This is a genomic window from Bradyrhizobium sp. AUGA SZCCT0160 (assembly GCF_018130105.1).
GTDB lineage: Bacteria > Pseudomonadota > Alphaproteobacteria > Rhizobiales > Xanthobacteraceae > Bradyrhizobium.
On record NZ_JAFCMD010000022.1, the window covers coordinates 1 to 17686 of the forward strand.

The 17686-nt window shown below is 63.7% G+C and carries 18 protein-coding genes and 1 pseudogene; 8 read left to right on the forward strand and 11 right to left on the reverse strand.

Features of this window, described 5'->3' with window-relative positions; translation table 11 throughout:
- A pseudogene (locus JQ558_RS37505) lies at positions 1–179 on the reverse strand (flagellar protein); the annotation flags it as partial.
- Positions 180–535: 356 nt separating this feature from the next.
- Entirely contained in the window at positions 536–952 is a 417-nt protein-coding gene (locus JQ558_RS28510; RefSeq protein ID WP_212295879.1) for a response regulator, read from the reverse strand.
- 940 nt (positions 953–1892) lie between these two features.
- Here JQ558_RS28510 and JQ558_RS28515 point away from each other — a divergent pair.
- The 3 genes from JQ558_RS28515 (at position 1893) to JQ558_RS28525 (ending at position 3803) form a co-directional block, all read left to right on the forward strand.
- Positions 1893–2618, forward strand: coding sequence for a Crp/Fnr family transcriptional regulator (locus tag JQ558_RS28515; protein WP_212204291.1), 726 nt, complete (start codon positions 1893–1895; stop codon positions 2616–2618).
- Positions 2619–2916: 298 nt separating this feature from the next.
- A complete protein-coding gene (locus JQ558_RS28520; protein WP_192740568.1) occupies positions 2917–3309 on the forward strand; it encodes a response regulator in 393 nt (130 codons plus the stop codon).
- A 248-nt stretch (positions 3310–3557) separates the two neighbouring features.
- The gene (locus tag JQ558_RS28525; protein ID WP_212204289.1) at positions 3558–3803 is read left to right on the forward strand and encodes a hypothetical protein; all 246 of its coding nucleotides are present in this window, start codon (positions 3558–3560) and stop codon (positions 3801–3803) included.
- Between the two features lie 171 nt (positions 3804–3974).
- On the opposite strand, the gene JQ558_RS28530 is transcribed toward JQ558_RS28525, so the two are convergent.
- From JQ558_RS28530 to JQ558_RS28540, 3 genes are all read right to left on the reverse strand, one after another.
- Complete coding sequence (locus JQ558_RS28530) at positions 3975–4595, reverse strand: helix-turn-helix transcriptional regulator (protein WP_212295880.1); 621 nt, start codon at positions 4593–4595, stop codon at positions 3975–3977.
- A gap of 755 nt (positions 4596–5350) precedes the next feature.
- Positions 5351–5557 carry a hypothetical protein gene (locus JQ558_RS28535; protein ID WP_192740564.1) on the reverse strand — a complete coding sequence of 69 codons (207 nt, stop codon included), beginning with the start codon at positions 5555–5557 and terminating at the stop codon, positions 5351–5353.
- 111 nt (positions 5558–5668) lie between these two features.
- Complete coding sequence (locus tag JQ558_RS28540; protein WP_312014830.1) at positions 5669–6688, reverse strand: glycoside hydrolase family 3 N-terminal domain-containing protein; 1020 nt, start codon at positions 6686–6688, stop codon at positions 5669–5671.
- A 198-nt stretch (positions 6689–6886) separates the two neighbouring features.
- On the opposite strand from JQ558_RS28540, the gene JQ558_RS28545 reads away from it, so the two are divergent.
- From JQ558_RS28545 to JQ558_RS28565, 5 genes are all read left to right on the forward strand, one after another.
- On the forward strand, positions 6887–7909 hold the full coding sequence (locus JQ558_RS28545; protein ID WP_212295881.1) for an LLM class flavin-dependent oxidoreductase: 1023 nt from the start codon (positions 6887–6889) through the stop codon (positions 7907–7909).
- Positions 7910–8095: 186 nt separating this feature from the next.
- Complete coding sequence (greA, locus tag JQ558_RS28550; RefSeq protein WP_212204281.1) at positions 8096–8578, forward strand: transcription elongation factor GreA; 483 nt, start codon at positions 8096–8098, stop codon at positions 8576–8578.
- A gap of 215 nt (positions 8579–8793) precedes the next feature.
- Positions 8794–9834: a serine hydrolase gene (locus JQ558_RS28555; protein ID WP_212295882.1), complete on the forward strand. Its 1041-nt coding sequence runs from the start codon at positions 8794–8796 to the stop codon at positions 9832–9834.
- 180 nt (positions 9835–10014) lie between these two features.
- Entirely contained in the window at positions 10015–10572 is a 558-nt protein-coding gene (locus tag JQ558_RS28560; protein WP_312015046.1) for a thiamine pyrophosphate-binding protein, read from the forward strand.
- Positions 10569–11168 (forward strand): thiamine pyrophosphate-dependent enzyme, encoded by a 600-nt coding sequence (locus JQ558_RS28565; protein ID WP_212295884.1) that lies wholly within the window; start codon positions 10569–10571, stop codon positions 11166–11168. Before JQ558_RS28560 ends, JQ558_RS28565 begins: the two co-directional genes overlap by 4 nt.
- Positions 11169–11250: 82 nt before the next feature.
- On the opposite strand, the gene JQ558_RS28570 is transcribed toward JQ558_RS28565, so the two are convergent.
- From JQ558_RS28570 to JQ558_RS28595, 6 genes are read right to left on the reverse strand one after another with little or no spacing between them, the layout of a single operon-like run.
- Positions 11251–12849 (reverse strand): isochorismatase family protein, encoded by a 1599-nt coding sequence (locus JQ558_RS28570; protein ID WP_212295885.1) that lies wholly within the window; start codon positions 12847–12849, stop codon positions 11251–11253.
- Positions 12850–12871: 22 nt separating this feature from the next.
- Entirely contained in the window at positions 12872–13720 is an 849-nt protein-coding gene (locus tag JQ558_RS28575; protein ID WP_212295886.1) for an MBL fold metallo-hydrolase, read from the reverse strand.
- A 30-nt stretch (positions 13721–13750) separates the two neighbouring features.
- Positions 13751–14656, reverse strand: coding sequence for an amidohydrolase (locus JQ558_RS28580; RefSeq protein ID WP_212295887.1), 906 nt, complete (start codon positions 14654–14656; stop codon positions 13751–13753).
- On the reverse strand, positions 14653–15771 hold the full coding sequence (locus tag JQ558_RS28585) for a VWA domain-containing protein (RefSeq protein ID WP_212295888.1): 1119 nt from the start codon (positions 15769–15771) through the stop codon (positions 14653–14655). Before JQ558_RS28585 ends, JQ558_RS28580 begins: the two co-directional genes overlap by 4 nt.
- Positions 15768–16649, reverse strand: a complete 882-nt coding sequence (locus tag JQ558_RS28590) for a MoxR family ATPase (protein WP_212295889.1) — start codon at positions 16647–16649, stop codon at positions 15768–15770. The genes JQ558_RS28585 and JQ558_RS28590 overlap by 4 nt, the downstream gene beginning before the upstream one ends.
- 10 nt (positions 16650–16659) lie before the next feature.
- Entirely contained in the window at positions 16660–17685 is a 1026-nt protein-coding gene (locus JQ558_RS28595) for a xanthine dehydrogenase family protein molybdopterin-binding subunit (RefSeq protein ID WP_249119764.1), read from the reverse strand.
- Position 17686 lies beyond the last annotated feature (1 nt).

Below are 17686 nucleotides of genomic sequence, written 5' to 3' on the forward strand. Positions count from 1 at the left end.
ATGTCGCTGGCGCGGCTATCGAGCGAGGCGGCGGTGAAATAGTTGGTCGGATTGTCGAGCGCCGTGTTGACCTTCTTGCCGGTCGAGAGGCGGGACTGCGTGGTCGCGAGCAGATCGGCGGTCGACTGCAGCGAGAGAAGGTTCTGGCGAACCGACGACGAGAGAACAATACCTGACATGACTCATATCCTTCTGGATGAACGCTGTTGACGCAACGCCGCAACTTTCATTCGGCGCCCGTGCCACACTGGTCTCCCCACGCCTACCCACTGGTTAACTTGCATGTCCGCACGACTACGCGAGGGCGGAAAAAGTCGCTGCATCATCATTTATGGTAAACAGATTCTTACCGACGCGGACGGCCAGAGTTTCGCAACGATCGCATGCGGCTCGCTCCCGCGAGCGGGAACGATCTCAGAGTTCTGCATTCACGGTGATCAAGCCGCCGACAAGCGCCTCGACGGTACCAATCGAACCGGTACAACGGAGAAGATAACGTCGGGCCGCGGCCGAAGGCGGCGATAGCCTGGAGTGCTTATCTCGACTCGGCGACGCCCGCATAGCGCGTCCGCGCTTCGTCGAGGCATTCGCTAATGACCGTCAGCAGCGCCGCCGGCGTAAACGGCTTGCGCAGGCAGCGCGCCGCGCCGAGTTCGAGCGCCATTCGCAGAAAGTCCGGCGCCGGCGAGTCGAGATTCGCAAACGCGTATCCGGACATTGCGACCAGCGGAATGGCCGGCGCGCGCTCGTGGAATATCCGGATCGATTCGAAACCGCGCATATGCGGCATGAAGATATCGACGATCATCAGGTCGAAACTGGCGTCTTCGAGCGCGCGTAGCCCGGCTTCGCCGCCATCGGCTATCGTCACTTCGAACCCGTGACGCTCCAGATAGATCTCAATGGCCATGCAAACCATCGGATCGTCATCGACAACGAGTACCCGTGTCATTTCAGCCCCCCGAAGCAAGATACCTGTCTTCAATCGCTCCTCAGTCGCAGCACGTGCGCAGCCGCCACCCTTTTCTGGTTCGACGCAAAGTTGCGAGGCCGTTGGGCGCGATCGCGGCCCTGAAACCGCACTGATTGAGCCAGGCGCGTACCGCAAGGCGGGTATGAAGGTCGTCATCGACAACCAGAATACGACGCATGACGGCCTCCTTCGCCGTACCGGATGCGCTGCAAGAGACACATAACGACGCCACCCTACCCCAACGGCGCATCAAGGCCTTCTTGAGCGGGTTTTGCCTTGCGAATCAGCGCACTATTCGCAATTCCGTCGCAAATGGCCGAGTCTGTCTGCCCTCCACAGGGTATAGGGCGGGTTCCACAACCTTGAGCAAGCTCGGGACCATTCCGCCACGCGGCGGCATAGCTGATGCGAGACCGTTCAAGTCCCGCCTTCGGCCCGGATTGAGAGTGCGGGCGCAGCCCTCCTAGTCGCCTGTTACAGGGCTCTGCGCCCCAGTCCCTGGCTGTACTTGAGACCGTCGAACCGGCCGAGGGCGGGGTCCCGAGCAAGGCCGGCGCCTTGGCCGCGGGGTCTACCTGCCCCTCAGGGGGTCGTTTCAACGGTGGTCAGCCTTTCCGAAGGTCAGACGTTGGAGGTCGCAAAGATGGGCCGCGACAGCCTCGTCGGCGTCCGTGACCTTCGACGCCGGGCCAGCACCGACCGACGCCACCACCTCCCTTCTCAGGGCTGGGCGCCTTCAGGCGGCCACTAGGCGCAGTGGCGCCAACGGAGCCAAGGCAGCGGCAGAGTGCGGCTATTTGCCGATATTTCCCGCCGGCGATTCATGGCAAGATGAACGGGCATTTTTGACGGCGTATATTGCATATTTTTGGTGCCTGGCACCCTGAGACCGGCTTTGACCGTAAGGCAGGAGACTGCTTTGGATTCAGCCCCTCGTTCCCCGAATGGATTTTTGTCTTCGCTGACTGCGGACGATTTTGAATTGATCCGCCCGCATTTGCGCTCCGCCGACCTCACCCAGGATCTGGTGCTGGTGGAAGTCGACGAGACGCTCAAGCGCGCCTACCTGCCGCACCGAGGCGTGATCTCGCTCGTGGTCAAGCTCGCGCGAGGCGAGCACGTCCAGATCGCGATGGTCGGCCGCGACAGCATCTTCGGCGCATTCTCCGCCCTCGGCGACCCGATCGCGCTGAACAGCGCGCTGGTGCTGGTCCCCGGCGTGGCCTCGACGATCGACCTCGATCAGCTTCGGGCGGCTGCCGACCAGAGCGCGACGCTGCGCACTTTGCTGGCACGGCACGGATTGGCGGTCTACGCGCAGATCCAGCAGACTGCGGGCTGCAACGCCTCGCACACGGTAGAGTCCCGGCTGGCGCGCTGCTTGTTACATACCCGCGACCTGTCCGGCAGCGACAAGCTCGTGCTGACCCAGGAAGCGATGGCGCAGATGATCGGCGCGCGTCGCAACAGCGTATCGCTGGTGGCCAACACGCTGCAGCAGGCGAATTTCATCCATTACAGCCGCGGACATATCGAGATCACCAATCTGGACGGCCTGATCAGGACCTCCTGCGAGTGCTACGCGACGGTCAAGACCCAGTACGACCGCCTGCTGCATTCGCGCATCCATTGCGCGGCGGCGTGACCCTCGGCCGCTGTCCATGGGCGGGCGGGCTCCCGAGCCCATTGATAGGCGCCGGCCGGGCGATGCGCGTGAAGATTGCGCCCCGCGATCCGGCCAGCCGGGAACTCACCGTATAATTACGGCCAGGCCCCGGCATTTGCCCGGGATTTATTCGGCCGCGAGTTAACGCGCTGTTCAATGACCCCTGATACTTGTCACGGTGCTGACGGGCAGGTTCGGGAAAGAGCATCGAGACGATTTCGAATGCCACGCGAGTTCACCCGTGTTCGGCGGTTTGCTAGCTGCGCGGAGTAAAGACATGGCTTTTGATTTGTCGATGCCGATCCTGGTGGTCGATGACTACAGCACCATGATCCGCATCATCCGCAACCTCCTCAAGCAGCTCGGATTCGAGAACGTCGACGATGCCAGCGACGGCTCGGCGGCGCTCGCCAAGATGCAGGGCAAGCGATACGGCCTCGTGATCTCCGACTGGAACATGGAGCCGATGACGGGCTACGACCTGCTGAAGGAAGTCCGCGCGAGCCCGGAATTCTCAAACACGCCCTTCATCATGATAACGGCGGAATCGAAGACGGAGAACGTCATCGCCGCGAAGAAGGCCGGCGTCAGCAACTACATCGTCAAACCGTTCAACGCGGCGACGCTGAAGACCAAGATGGAAGCCGTGTTCCCCAGCGCGGCCGAATAGCATCGTGCCCGGGCGCGCCGCGTCGCGCTGAAGGCCGCCATCCAGCGCCGCCTCGCCCTCTATCCTCGCGGCCATCAGACGCAAAGCGGTATCGGCGAACGCCGAGGCGGCATCCGACCTGCCTCGCAGTGTCCGGACGGGACGGCCCCGCGCGCCGCAGGCGCGGCTTGCCGTACTACTACGGTTTACGATTTTCACAGACGGATAACGTTGAATCGCGATAGTCGCGTGGACCAAGGAGCACCCTCATGTTCACGTTCGAAACGAGCGATCAGAAAGAAGTGCGGCGTTTCCGTATCGCCCAGTTCAACGGCAGAACCGCAACCTTCCGCTCGGCCGGCTCGGCCGTCACCGGCCACGTTCGATCGATCGTGGAAAACAAGTCGAGTGTTCCGGCGGCCTGGGTGATCACCATCATCCCGGAAGGCCCAAAACCGGCCATCGCCGCCCGGCCCGCACCCCGCATGCGCTCATTCGCGGAAGACTTCTGCTGAGCGCAACCTGGCGCGATCTTCTCGGAAATCCGGCTCCCGCTGTTCCGGATCACCCTCTGGTCCGACCCCGTCGGCCCTGTCGCGATTGCAATCGGCTTTTGTGAACCTGCAGCATTGCGGTGCTTCCACCGCAGGCGCAGTGCACATTTGCATTCTGAGCAAATGAAATAATCAGGCCGGCTGCAACAACGCCTTGCGGACGAGATCCGCGGTGTTGCGGGCGCCGAGCTTGCGCATGGCTTCGGCGCGATGGCTCTCGAACGTCCTCGGGCTGATGTTCATCCGCAAGGCGCCTTGCTTGTTGGAGCAGCCTTCACTGATCAGGCTCAGCACCTCGCGCTCGCGCTTGGTGAGCGGCTTCTGACCGGACTCCGAGGCGAACATCACCCCCGGCGTGCGACCGCCATCCTTGGTGCGGTTGGCCTGGCTCTCCCGCCCCTGCTTGCGATCGGATTCAGAAGCAAAGGCGGGATGCTTGTCCGAAATCTGCTTCACCACGACGCAGACGCGTTCGAGTTGTTGAACCGCGTTGTCGACGACCTGTTGCAGGTAGACGCGATTGCCGGGCGCCTCGGAGAACTGGTGGCTGTGCTGCTTGATCTCGTTCATGTAGAGCAGCAGCGCTGTCAGCGGTCCGTTCAACTGGCGAGCGATCGACGCTTCCGCTTCTTCTGTTGCGCGAGCACGCGCGACGGACAACTGGACGATTTCAAGATTGCTCTCGAGAGGCGTGACGGTTTCCATCCACGTCGGAAAGTGGGAATCACTGGCTCGATGGTCTTGCTGCGACATATAACTAATTTATCGATTCCATCGCCGCCGGTGGTTAATTTTTTAACCAGTAAGAATACGGGGAACCGGCAAGTGGACCGGAAACTAAACCAATGCGAGGGGTTTTGGCCTTCAATCGAGGAAGTACGATGCCACCGGTTCAGGACTCCGTAGTTTTACGGCCCGTAGAAATGCGTTGGCCTCGCGGCTCAATCCCTCATAATTTCGCCTTATGGGTATTTGCTTCTCTAATGCACTCAATTTGATTCGTTATGGTCCCATCCGCTGAACTGTTTAAACCAGGCAGCCATGCGGCAACGCAACAAGCCGCATGTGGGGGCCTCACCGGCAATTCGCAGACGCAGCTTCGATGAAATATTCGTCGCTGTTTCCGCTAAGCGACGGATCGGACGCAACCTCGACGCGGGTCAGTTGCGCGGGAGCCACGGGAACTTTTCGAGGAAGCGTCCCGAGGCAACGAGCCTGAACCACCAATATGCTTTCCGCCGCGTTGTCATGCGCCGTCGTTAACGCCGGTGCCGGCACCCGCGTGTGAATTGCTTCACAGAGAGCCGTAGAAACACTGTGATCGCAGGCGACCACGGCTTCACCGATTTGCTAGGTGCAGGCCGCGCGATGACCGACGCGCGACATCAACAGTAACGAAATCAAGAGAAGGCAGACGGCGATGTCGACATCGCCGCGCACGACAAGGCGTTGCGGGCGCGCACCAACCGTCCAAACAAGCAGCCGTCCAAATGAAGAATGGCAGCGGATCAGCCGAGCCGGCTGATCTGCTCCTCCGTCACGACGCGCTCGACGTTCTCGGTCTTGCTCTTGATGCGGTAGCGCGGGCGGCCGTCGGCCTCGATCGGCAGGCAGGTGACGATGGTGTAGATGCTGCGTTCCTTGACGGTGGCGCGGCCCTGCGGCCCCTGCAGCTGGTGGTGCACGTCGTCATTGATTGCGTAATTGTGGGCCATCGCCTGTCTTCCCGTTGGAAAAAAGGCTTGTAGTCTCAACGGCCTCGCAAGGCAACCCATCGTTGGCGGGGAACCGGCGCGCCGGTACGCATAGCCAGCCGTTGGGGCCTATCAGGCCGCCAAAAGCGCCTTTCGCCTGATGACGCGGGCGATCGATTCCTTAATGGCGGAACCCGTTAAGGTCCCATTATCAAGGGATTGCTCGACGGATTGGGCGATGGCGGCCATTTCCCGCTCCTGATCGAACAGATTGTTGCCGATGCAGAGCATGTCGATACCGGCCTTGAGCGATTGAAGGCTGGCTTGCCGCGTGCCCAACGCCTTCTGCAGACCCTGCATTTGCATGTCGTCGGTGATCAGGAGCGTATCGGGAAGCCGCTGGCGCAACCGGGCAAGGCCGGCGGCAGACAGGGTCATCGGATTGTCGCGGTCCCATTGCCTGACGATGGCGTGGCTGACCAGCACGGCATCGCCGAACATTTTTGGCGCCAGCGAATAGAACAGCTCTTCCTGCTCGGTGCGCAGACTGTCGGAAATGTCCATGAACTCCTGATGCGAATCCACCACCGCGCCGCCGATGCCGGGGAAATGCTTCAGACAAAGCCCGATGCCCGCCGCGCGCGCGACCTCGCTCACCAGCAGCGCATTGGCCTCCACCTCGCCGATATCGGCGGACCAGGAACGCTTGATCTTGCCGATGTTCGGATTATCGGGATTGTAATCAACGTCGATGACGGGCGCGAAGTCGTAGTGAATGCCGAGACGGCGCATTTCGGCAAAACTGGCGGCAAGTACTTCCCGCTTCTCGCTCAAAGCAAGATGGTTGAATTCCTTCGGGCTCGGCAGCGGCTTGAACCCCTTACTCTCCTTGAGCCGCCGCACCAGCCCGCCCTCCTGGTCGATGAACACCATCGGCCGCGACGGCAGGCGGGAGATCTCCTCGCAGAGACGCTGCACCTGCTCCGGCGATTCAATGTTGTTGTCGTATTTTTGCGTCTGGCAGGAATAATCGAACAGGATCACGCCGCCCAAGCCGTACTTGGCCGCAAATTCCCGCAGCCATGCCGGGATGGTTTTGCCGAAGAAGCCGAGAATGAAGAGTTCGCCGACGGGCATGGCAGTCCTGATCACCGATCCCGCGTGCCGAAAAGCCAACAACACTCAACGATGTTCGACCGGCTTGTGTTTCGACCCTGTAACACCCAAGAGCACTTTTGGTCCAGCCTGCGCGGGAGACGGAGACGAGCAGTCGATTCCATGTTCGGTGCGCGGACAGTCCCGCTCGCGGTGACGGTGGCAAATCGACAGAAAGCACCTAGATGACCCCGCATGAAAAGCATCGGATTCCTGTCGTTCGGGCACTGGACACCCTCTTCGCAATCGCAGACCCGCTCGGCGGCGGACACGCTGCTGCAATCCATCGATTTGGCCATCGCGGCCGAGGAATTGGGCGCCGACGGCGCCTATTTTCGCGTTCATCACTTCGCCCGCCAACTCGCCTCGCCTTTCCCGTTGCTGGCGGCGGTCGGCGCGAAAACCAGCCGCATCGAGATCGGCACGGCGGTTATCGACATGCGCTATGAGAACCCGCTCTACATGGTGGAAGACGCCGGCGCGGCCGATCTCATCTCGGGCGGGCGCCTGCAACTTGGAATTAGCCGAGGATCGCCCGAGCAGGTCATCGATGGATGGCGGTATTTCGGCTACCAACCGGCCGAAGGCGAGACCGAAGCCGACATGGGCCGGCGCCATGCCCAGGTCTTTCTCGACGTGCTTGATGGCCACGGCTTCGCGCAGCCCAATCCACGTCCGATGTTTCCAAATCCGCCGGGATTGCTGCGTCTTGAACCGCACTCCCAGGGACTGCGTGATCGCATCTGGTGGGGAGCCGGCTCGAACGCCACGGCAATTTGGGCAGCGAAGCTGGGCATGAACCTGCAGAGTTCGACGCTCAAGAACGACGAAACCGGCGAGGCTTTCCACATCCAGCAGGCTGCCCAGATCAGGGCCTACCGCTCGGCGTGGAAAGAGGCAGGCCATGCGCGCGAGCCACGGGTGTCCGTCAGCCGCAGCATCATCGCCATCATGGATGATCGTGATCGCGCTTACTTCGGCCGCGGTGGAGACGAGGATGACCAAATCGGCTTTATCTCGCCGGAGACCCAGGCGATCTTCGGCCGCAGCTATGCGGCCGAGCCGGACGTGCTGATTGAGCAGCTGAGGAAAGACGAGGCGATCGATGAGGCCGACACGCTGCTGTTGACCGTCCCGAACCAGCTCGGCGTCGCCTACAATGCCCATGTCATCGAATCGATTCTGACGCACGTGGCTCCCGCGCTCGGGTGGCGCTGAGGGCTGTTGGAATATTTCCACGGCCGGCATCCGCTTCGCGCCGGGATCGCGCGGCCTCCAGAACAGGCGGTACCCCCAAAGAGGCAACCTGGTTCCATCCGCTCCGCGATATGTGATACGCAAAAACCGCCGAGCGTTGTGTTACAATTCCATTTCCTGGCGTATCCCACTCGAAAGGAGGCCGAGTTGAGCGTTGCCTTCACCAAGGAAGACAGTGCCGAAACCGCATCTGAGACGCTGCTCCCCGACCGTCCGATCTCTGCTCATCCGAACCTGGTTACGGAAGCAGGATTGAAGGCGCTCGAGTTTCAACTACAACAGGCGCGCGAGGCGTACGAGACGGCGCAGCAGATCGAAGACGTGAATGAGCGGCGGCGGCAAGCGGCAACGCCCTTGCGCGATGCGCGCTACTTTGCGGCGAGAGTTCGGACGGCTCAGCTCGTCGCCAAGCCTACGTCAGTCGACAAGGTTGCGTTCGGGAGCACGGTGACCTTCAGGCGCGAGGATGGGCGCGTGCAGAAATATCATATCGTGGGAGAGGACGAAGCGGACCCCAAGGCCGGCTCCATTTCCTTCGTGTCCCCGGTGGCAATATCTCTGATGGGCAAAGCTGTCGGAGATGTCGTCGGCGTATCCGGTCACGAGCTCGAGATCATTGCGATCTCCTGAGCCCAAGGAATTCGGCAACTCACAGCAAATTGACGGGCGCTTCCCGACAAGCGCCAGAATCGTGCCCGCAAAAAGGTCCATCGGCGTCAACGAGACGATGGCTCATGATGGTGACAAGTTCCACGCGCCGGTGGCGACATCATCGACCGACAGGCCTGATCGTTCTTCCCGTTCTGCTACTCGCGCTGGCGGGCGGGTCGGTCGCGGATATTGGCATGGACGCCAAAATTCAGCACATCGTCACGGCCTATCTGGCGCCGGAGACCGTGGGGAAGCCGGGCGGTCTCGCTGTGGCCGTCTACGCTGCGGGTCACACCGAGTTCTTCAACTACGGCGTCGCCGATGAGGCGACAAGGCAGCCAATCACTTCAGACACGTTGTTCAACGTCGCGTCGGTGCGCAAACCGTTCGAGGCAATCCTGCTCGCGCTGGGCACGCTCCGCGGCGAACTCCGTCTGGATGATCCCGTGAGCAGATATGTCCCCGAGCTGCGCGGCGACTACATCAAGCGCGTGACGATCGGCGAACTGGCAACGCATACATCCGGGCTCCTGTTGCCGACCGATCACCCCCCATGGCCGAACGATTCGTTTAACCTGCCGCAGTTCTTCGAGGCGCTCAACGCATGGACGCCGCCATCAGGCGAGCAGCCGGGCAAGCAGCGCATCTACACCCACGCGGGATATGTGCTGCTCCAGCTCGCGCTCGAACGCCGCTACGGCCAGCCGATCGGTGATCTCATCGAGGCGAATATCCTGAAACCGCTCGGCATGAACCAGACATTCCTTCCCGAGCGCGGGCCGGACCATCGCGCCATGATGGCTCCGGAGCTGATGGAGCGTGTCGTGCAGGGCTACTCCGATACGGGCATGGCGATCGGTCCGCCTGGAGATCAGCAGACTTACTACGATTTCCCGAGGACTGGTCAGATGTTCACCTCGGCGCGCGATCTGGCCACCTTTCTGGCTGCCTTCATCGATGGAGAGGCGATCGATCCGCAGTTGCGGCAAGCATTGCAGATGACGCAGCGTGAGGCATTTCACGTGACCGAGAAGTTCGGACAGGCGATGGCCTGGGAAAACATCCACTTGAACGACGTGACCGTCGTCGACAAGCCGGGCGGACTTAACAACGCGTCGGCCTATCTCGGCCTGGTGCCGGCGCACAAGGTCGGTATCGTCCTGCTCGCCAACCGCGGCGAATTTCCGCATGAGATCGCCCGCTACCACGTGCTGCCTGAATTGGCGCGAGAATAGCGACGCGCCGGTGGCCGTCATAAGTCGCCCGGCCTGTGGCTCCCGTGTTGTCATATGGCGGTGCAGCGAGCCGGGCTGACGCGACCGGCCGCTTTTCAATTTTGCATACCTTCTCGACGAAACGGCGTCGTACTATCCCTGCAACGCGTGTTCGAGATCGAGAAAAAGGGGAGCCTCTCCGTGGCGGATCTGCAGAAGAAAGAGCCGGTCGCACTGCCGACCTGGCCCGACGACGTGTACCGCGTCCTCAAGGAGGCTGACGTGCGCCAGGTCGGAATGGTGCCGGATGCGGGGCACAGCCGCCTCATCCGCGCATTCGAGGCGGATCCTCAAGCCCGTGTCATCACACTGACCACCGAAGAGGAAGGGATCGCCATGCTGGCAGGTGCCTGGCTCGGCGGAGAACGCGGCGTCCTGCTGCTGCAATCGAGCGGCGTCGGCAACTGCATCAACATGCTGTCGCTGCCGATGATCTGCCGCATGCCGCTCTTGATGCTGGTGACGATGCGCGGCGAATGGGGTGAGTTCAACCCGTGGCAGGTCCCGATGGGCCAGGGCACCAGGGCCGCGCTCGAAGCCATGGGCGTGATCGTGACCCGCGCCGACGAGCCGCATCTGGTCGCTTCGACCGTTTCCGGCGCGGCCAACCTTGCCTTCAACACCTGGCGGCCCGCCGCCGTCCTGATCGGACAGCGCGTGCTCGGTGCCAAGAATTTCAAGGAGCTTGCCCGCAAATGAACGTTCCCAACGAACTGCTGCATCGCCGCGATGTCGTCAATGAATTGCTGCGCGATCGCAGCGATCTCCTGGTCGTTGCCGGGCTCGGCGCCCCCAACTGGGATATCTCGGCTGCGGGCGACAGCCCGAACAACTTCCCGCTCTGGGGCGCGATGGGCGCGGCCGCCATGATGGGCTTTGGTCTTGCCATCGCGCAGCCCAAGCGCCGGGTCCTCGTCATCACCGGCGACGGCGAAATGCTGATGAGCCTCGGCGCGCTTGCCACGATCGCCGTGCAGAACCCGGCGAATCTCACCATTGCCGTGCTGGATAACGAGCGCTTCGGCGAGACCGGAATGCAGAAGACCCACACGGCAGGCGGCGTCGATCTCGCCGGGATCGCCACGGCCGCCGGCTTCAGGACATCGCGGATCGTCAGGACCATGGCCGAGGTCACCGAGATCCGCGATCTCGCACACCGTGGCAACGGGCCCGTGTTCGCGCAGGTCAAGATCAATCCGGAAGCGCTTTACTTCGTGCTGCCGCCCGCCGACGGCGGTATCCTCACCACCCGCTTCAGGCAATCCGTGCTGGGCGACGGCTCGCTGTATAATTGACAGAAATAAAGGACGCTGAACGGCAACACGCGGGACATGCTCAACCTCGCGATGCCGGGGCCCGCCGGCTTGGCAACCTCGATCAGGACATCGCGGCGATCAGGTCGTCGGCGCGGGTCACCATCGCCACGTTCTGGATCGCGTAGTTCACCGCGGCGATGTGCCATTCGGCGTTCATCGTCGAGCAGCAATCCTCCGGCACGATCATGTAGAAGCCTTTGTCCGCGCCGGTGCGGGCGGTATGTTCGATCGACATATTGGTCCAGGCGCCGGTGACGATGACGAAATCGCGCCCGGCCGCCTTCAGCATGGCCTCCAGCCTGGTGCCCTCCCAGGCGCTCATCCGCATTTTCTCCACGACCTGGTCGCCGGCGTGCGGCTCCAGCCCCGACACCGGCGCAGCACCCCAGGTGCCCCGCACCAGTGCTTTCGCGTCGATCAACCCTTCGAACAGCGGCGCATTCGCGGTCACGCCGGGCGCGCCCGGCTCGACCACGAACCAGACGTGAATCACCATGACGCCGCGGGCACGCGCAGCCTCCGCAAGCCGCTTCGCGTTGGCGATGGCGTTCTGTTCGCGGCAATGCACCGGCGAGCCGGATGACGCAAAGGCGCCGCCGTCCATCACGACGTCGTTCTGCATGTCCTGAATGATCAGCGCGCAGCGCATCGGATCGACCGCATAACCCGGCTCGGCGATTTGGGCTGCGGACCGATTGACGGTGGCCACCGGAGCCGGCTCCGGCCGGGCCGCGGCCGGCGAATTTTGGCCGGCGCGCATATAGGGCTCGTTGCGCGGTCCGACCTTCACCGGCACCGCATAAACCGAATGCGTCGCGGTGATGTAGAGCGTGCGCCAATCCGGCCCGCCCCAGGTCAGATTGCTGACCAGCTCGGGAACGCGCAGCTTGCCGATCAATCTGCCGTCCGGCGCATAGACCCAGATTCCGCCCGGCGCCGACACCCAGACATTGCCGAGCGCGTCGCACTTCATGCCGTCGGGCACGCCGGGCTCGGTGGCCGAGACGATGTTGGAGGCGAACACCCGGCCGTTGCGGAGACCGCCGCCAGCATCGACGTCGAACACGCGGATCAGATGCTTGACGGTATCGTTGACGTAGAGCCGCTGCTCATCCGGCGAAAAGCACAACCCGTTCGGCTGATCGAACAGATAGCGGTCGACCAGCAATTGCGGCTCGCCGCCGCGGGGCGGCACGCGATAGACGCCCTGGAAGCCGAGCTGACGCGGCCGTTCGACGCCGTAGACCGGCATCCGGCCATACCACGGGTCGGAGAAATAGATCGCACCGTCGGACTTGACGCAGACGTCGTTCGGCGAGTTCAGCTCCAGCCCGTCGAAATGCGACGCCAAAATCTCGCGCCGCCCGTCGGGGCGTTCGCGTACCAGCGTGGAGGTGGCGTGCTCGCAGACGATCAGGTTCAGCCCGGCATCATAGGTCATGCCGTTGCATTTGTTGGATGGACGCATCGCCTCGCGAACGCCCTGCCCGTCGAGCCGGCGGCGCACGTCGCCCGGCATGTCGGAGAACAGCAAATCATGCGCCTTCGGGTGCCAGACCGGACCTTCCGTGAACTGGAATCCGGTTGCGGCCTGCCGCACCGGCGCCCATAGGTCGATCAGTTCGGCAAAGGATGGCCGCAGCGCGATATGCGTGGTCATCGTCGGTCTCCGAAACCGCCGCTCACGCTGCGAACCAATTACGCGCCGGCAGCGATTGCACGGTCGGTCCCGGCACCGCCATGTCGAGGCGCGCCACGACCTGGCCGTGCTCGACCCTGGCCGGCTTGTCATGCACCGGCAGCAGGAAGCGCGAACCGGACAGCAGCCGCTTGATCGCGGCCTTCTCCTCGCGCTTGGTGTTGCCGTGATTGCCTGTGGTGCGGGGCTCGTTGTGATGCAGTTCGTGGAAAGGATTCACGATCTGGTCGTTGAAATCGTAGATCACATCGCCGCATATGGTGGCGCGGCCCTCGGCGGTCTCGACATGGATGTTCATTGAGCCTTCGGTGTGAGCGCCCGCCGCATCGACGGTGACGCCGGGGCAGACCTCGATCGGGCCGGACAGTTCGAGATCCTCGAGACGCAACGCGTGGCGGGTGTGCAGCCGGTCGATCAGATGCTTGATGTCAGGCGCCGGATACTGCGGATGCATCAGGCCCGAGACCGAGTATTCCAGTTCGCGCCGGTTCAGCAGGACCGTCGTGTTCATCGGAAACAACTCGTCCTTGCCGGCATGGTCGATGTGGAGATGAGTGTGCATGACGTAGCGGACGTCGCCCATCCGCACGCCATGCCTGGCGAGCTGGTTCTCGATCATGTTCTCATGGTGCTGCAGCCCGCGCATGCCGAGGCTTTCCATGATCTGATTGTGGCGATAGCCGGTATCGACCACCATCGGCCACGGACCGCCGAGGATCAGGAAGCCGTAAGTGTAAACCCGCCTGGTGCGCCCGCAGTCGCGTCCCAGCACGAGGAAGCTGGATTCAAGTTCGATGTCGCCGTAGTCCAGGATCTTGATTTCGAGCGCCATGTGTTTCCCCTCGTTGAATCCTGTTGTTGTCTAAGGTCGGGCCAGCCGGTAAATCCCGGCGGCGGTGTCGTGAAAGATCGCCTGCCGGTCAGCTGCGGACAGCGTCTGCGTCGCCGTGCGGTAGGCATCGAACAACGCCTCGTAGCGGGTCCAGAGTTTTTCGATCGGAAAGTTCGAGCCGAACATGCAGCGTCCGGCGCCGAACAGCCGCACGGTTTCGCCGACCACGAAACCGATATGCGCCGGGTCGTTGCGATGCAGGAAGGTGCCGAGGCCGGACAGCTTCGCCACGACGTTGGGCCGCTGCGCCAGCAGCGCCATGCCGGTGCGCCAGGCTTCGATGCCGGCCGGCGACAAATCCTCCAGCATGCCGGCATGCTGCAGAACGAAGCTGACGCCGGGACAGCTATCGGCAAGCTCGGCCGCGCCGGCCATCTGCGGCGCGAACACCTGAAGATCGAAGGCCCAGCCATATTCGCTCAATCGCGCGATGTTGCGCCGGAGCGTCGGATCGCGCGCCAGACCCGGAGCCGATGCGAAACGGTATTGCGGATTGTCGTGCCAGTGCAACTGCATCCTGACGCCCCGCACCAGCGGGAACGCCGCCAGTTGCTCCAGCTGCGGCCGCACATCCTCCACGGTGAAATCCGCATAGGCGACGATGGCGTGCGGCCAGCCGGTTTCCCGGGCGGCGTCGCTGACATAACGGACCTCATCGAGGAAGCGCGCCGGTGCCCAGTTCGCCTGCACGTAAACCGACCGCGTGATGCCGGCGGCGGAAACATCCGCCAGATATTCCGCGATGGTGTAGTCGCGGCGGATCGGCTCATAGGGCCCAAAGATCCGCGGCTGCATCGGCCCGAGCAGCCAGGGCAGATCCTGCTGCCGCCAGATGTGATGATGCGCATCGACGCAGCCGGACGCAGGCTTACTCATCGGGCGGCCCTCCGTCGTGAGAGATCGAGAACATGCCGGCACAGCCGCTCCGTCGTCGCGCCATTGGCGACGCTGTCGAGCATTGGCAGCACCGCGCGCAACGCGGCGGTCTCCGGGCGATAATCGGCCGCGGCGGCGAGCGGCGTCAGCCAGTCGATCCGCCAGGCGCGCGCGGCGAGATGCCCGACCGCGCGTGTCATCTGCGCCGGGTCGCCGCGCTCGAGCCCGTCGGACAGCACCAGCACCAGCGCGCCGCGGGCATAGCCGGCGAAACGCGGCACCGAAAGGAAGGCGGCCAGCGCATCGCCGATCCGGGTGCCGCCGTCCCAATCGGCCACGAGGTCGGCTGCGACCGCAAGCGCCTGCTCGCGGTTCTTCAACAGCAGCGCGCGGGTCAGCCGGGTCAGCCGCGTGCCGAACGTGAACACTTCGACGCGCGGCGCGGCGTTGACCAGTGCATGGGCAAAACGCAGATGCGCGTCGGAGCGCGCTTTCATCGAACCCGACACGTCGATCAGCAGCAGGATGGCGCGTGGCCGCAATTGTCGTTCGCGGCGGCGCAGATAGAAGATCTCGCCATCGGTGCGGATGGCGTCCCGCAGCGAGCGCTGCAAGTCAAAGCCCCCGCCGCGCCTGGCGGAGCGCATCCGATAGCCGCGGCGGCGCGGCAGCCGGGCCGGCAAATGCCGGCTGAAACGCGCCAGCTGCTGGCTCTCATCGTCCGGCCGCAGCTTCCGCCGCGACAGCGCCTCGCTGGAGGTCGCCGCCTGCCCGGTTTCGTTTGTCTCGTCCGACAGCGGCGCGTCATATCCGGCGCCATCGTCCTGAACTTGCAGTTCCTCGTCGCTTTCGGCGACCTGATCGGACAGCACGCCGGCCAGGCCGAGAAAATGCATGTCGAACAGCATGTCGAAATCCGGCTGCCGCTCGAACGGCGGCGCCAGCGTGGCGACGCCGGCGCGGCGGATGTCCTCGATATCGCGCGGGCCGAGCAGTTCGATCGCGCGCAGAAACGCCAGGCCCTGTTCCGGCGCGACCGAAAAGCCGTTGCGCCGCAGCAGTGCGATGAACTCCAGCAGCGGCCGGGCCGCGCGCGGCAGAGCAAGCGCCGTCATGCTGCGATCTCCGCGATAATGGCATCGAGCCGCGGCGCGATGAAGGCGAGATCCTCTTCGTCCTTCAGCGCCACGCCGATCGCGCGCCGGAACGCGTCCGGCCACGGTGCGCCGGTTTTCGCCAGCAGCGTCGACGCTTCCGCCCAGTCGATCGCTTCGGCGACGCCGGGCGGCTTGGTGAGCGGCTCCTGCCGCAGCCGACCGACCGCCGTCACGATCGCGCGTGCGGTGGCCTCGGCGACAGAGGACGAACGCATCATGATGATCCGCGCCTCGCGCTCCGGATCCGGATAGGCGATGTAGTGATAGACGCAGCGCCGCCGCAGCGCCTCGTGCAGATCGCGGGTGCGGTTCGAGGTCAGGACCACCACCGGGCGTTCATGCGCGCGCAGCGTGCCGCGCTCCGGGATCGAGATCGAGAAGTCCGACAGGAATTCGAGCAGGAACGCCTCGAACTCCGGATCGGAGCGGTCGATTTCGTCGATCAGCAGCACCGTCGATTCCGGCCGGCGCAGCGCCGCCAGCATCGGCCGCTCGATCAGGAAATCGTCGCGATAGATGTCGATCGGCTCGTCGCCGGCCTGGCGGATCGCCAGCATCTGGCGCGGGTAGTTCCACTCATACAGCGCGGCGGCGGAATCGATGCCCTCATAGCATTGCAGCCGGATCAGCTGCCGTCCCATGATTCCGGCGATCGCCTTGGCGGCCTCGGTCTTGCCGACACCCGGCGCGCCTTCCAGCAGCAGCGGCTTGCCGAGCGCGAGCGCGAGGTAGCCGGCCGTGGCAAAGCCGTCATCGGCGAGGTAATAGGCCGCGCGCAGCGCCTCGGCCAGTTTCTCCGGCCGATCGATCCCACCAACACTGCCGCGCACCGCCATCCCGAGCCCCCTATGCGCGCCGGACTTGCGGCCGCGCGCCGCCCTGCGCCTTCAGCGCACGCAGGATCTTTTCCGGCGTGATCGGCAGCGTGTCGATCCGCACACCGATGGCGTTGAAGATCGCGTTGGCGACCGCCGGCAGCACCGGATTGGCGCACATCTCGCCGGGGCCCTTGCCACCGAACGGGCCGTCCGGCGCCGGTCGCTCCAGCACCGTGATGTCGTGCGGCGCGATGTCGCCGGGGCCGGGCATCAGATATTCGTTGTAGTCGCGGCCGCCATGTTCGGGGTTGGGATAATACGGCTCCGGCGTCTCGTAGAGCGCGTGGCTCATGCCCATCCAGGCGCCGCCGACCAGTTGCTGCTCGACCATTTTCGGATTGAGCGCGCGGCCGAGTTCATAGGCGCTGGTCAGCTTGTTGACCTTGACGTCACCGGTTTCGTCGCAGACCTCCAGATCGACGACGAGGCAGGCGTGGGCGTAGGCGGTGACCGGCGACATCTCGCCGGTCTCCGGATTGACCGTGGACAGCGGGATCAGAAAGATGCCGCGGCCGGAGATCGTCTTGCCCTGCTTGAACTGCGCTGCCTGCGACGCGGCCTTGACGGTGATCGATTTCGACGCCGCGCCGCGGACGTGGATGTTGCCTTTGCCGTCGGTGACGAGGTCGTCGGCGTTGACCTCGAGCTCCTCGGCGGCCGCCTCCAGCAGCACGCCCCGCGCCTCCTTTGCGGCGACGATCACCGCGTTGCCGACGCGATGCGTGCCGCGCGAGGCGAACGAGCCCATATCGTGTGGACCGGTGTCGCTGTCGGCGGTGTCGACATAGACATCCTCGATCGGCACGCCCAGCGTCTCCGCCGCGATCTGCCGGCTGACCTGCTTCATGCCCTGCCCGAGATCGATCGCCGACAGCGCCACGGTGAACTTGCCATCCGGATTGGCGTGCACCAGCGCCTGACTGGGATCGCCGCCGAGATTCATGCCGATCGGGTAGTTGATGGACGCCATTCCGCGCCCCTGATGCCGTGCCATC

Bases quoted from the DNA above. Each gene is read 5' to 3' on its own strand.
- JQ558_RS28510 (WP_212295879.1), bottom strand. From the start codon at position 952: ATGACACGGGTACTCGTTGTCGATGACGATCCGATGGTTTGCATGGCC.
- JQ558_RS28520 (WP_192740568.1), top strand. From the start codon at position 2,917: ATGGCTTTTGATTTGTCGATGCCGATCCTGGTGGTCGATGACTACAGC.
- JQ558_RS28525 (WP_212204289.1), top strand. From the start codon at position 3,558: ATGTTCACGTTCGAAACGAGCGATCAGAAAGAAGTGCGGCGTTTCCGT.
- JQ558_RS28530 (WP_212295880.1), bottom strand. From the start codon at position 4,595: ATGTCGCAGCAAGACCATCGAGCCAGTGATTCCCACTTTCCGACGTGG.
- JQ558_RS28535 (WP_192740564.1), bottom strand. From the start codon at position 5,557: ATGGCCCACAATTACGCAATCAATGACGACGTGCACCACCAGCTGCAG.
- JQ558_RS28545 (WP_212295881.1), top strand. From the start codon at position 6,887: ATGAAAAGCATCGGATTCCTGTCGTTCGGGCACTGGACACCCTCTTCG.
- JQ558_RS28555 (WP_212295882.1), top strand. From the start codon at position 8,794: ATGGACGCCAAAATTCAGCACATCGTCACGGCCTATCTGGCGCCGGAG.
- JQ558_RS28565 (WP_212295884.1), top strand. From the start codon at position 10,569: ATGAACGTTCCCAACGAACTGCTGCATCGCCGCGATGTCGTCAATGAA.
- JQ558_RS28570 (WP_212295885.1), bottom strand. From the start codon at position 12,849: ATGACCACGCATATCGCGCTGCGGCCATCCTTTGCCGAACTGATCGAC.
- JQ558_RS28575 (WP_212295886.1), bottom strand. From the start codon at position 13,720: ATGGCGCTCGAAATCAAGATCCTGGACTACGGCGACATCGAACTTGAA.
- JQ558_RS28580 (WP_212295887.1), bottom strand. From the start codon at position 14,656: ATGAGTAAGCCTGCGTCCGGCTGCGTCGATGCGCATCATCACATCTGG.
- JQ558_RS28585 (WP_212295888.1), bottom strand. From the start codon at position 15,771: ATGACGGCGCTTGCTCTGCCGCGCGCGGCCCGGCCGCTGCTGGAGTTC.
- JQ558_RS28590 (WP_212295889.1), bottom strand. From the start codon at position 16,649: ATGGCGGTGCGCGGCAGTGTTGGTGGGATCGATCGGCCGGAGAAACTG.
- JQ558_RS28595 (WP_249119764.1), bottom strand. From the start codon at position 17,685: ATGGCACGGCATCAGGGGCGCGGAATGGCGTCCATCAACTACCCGATC.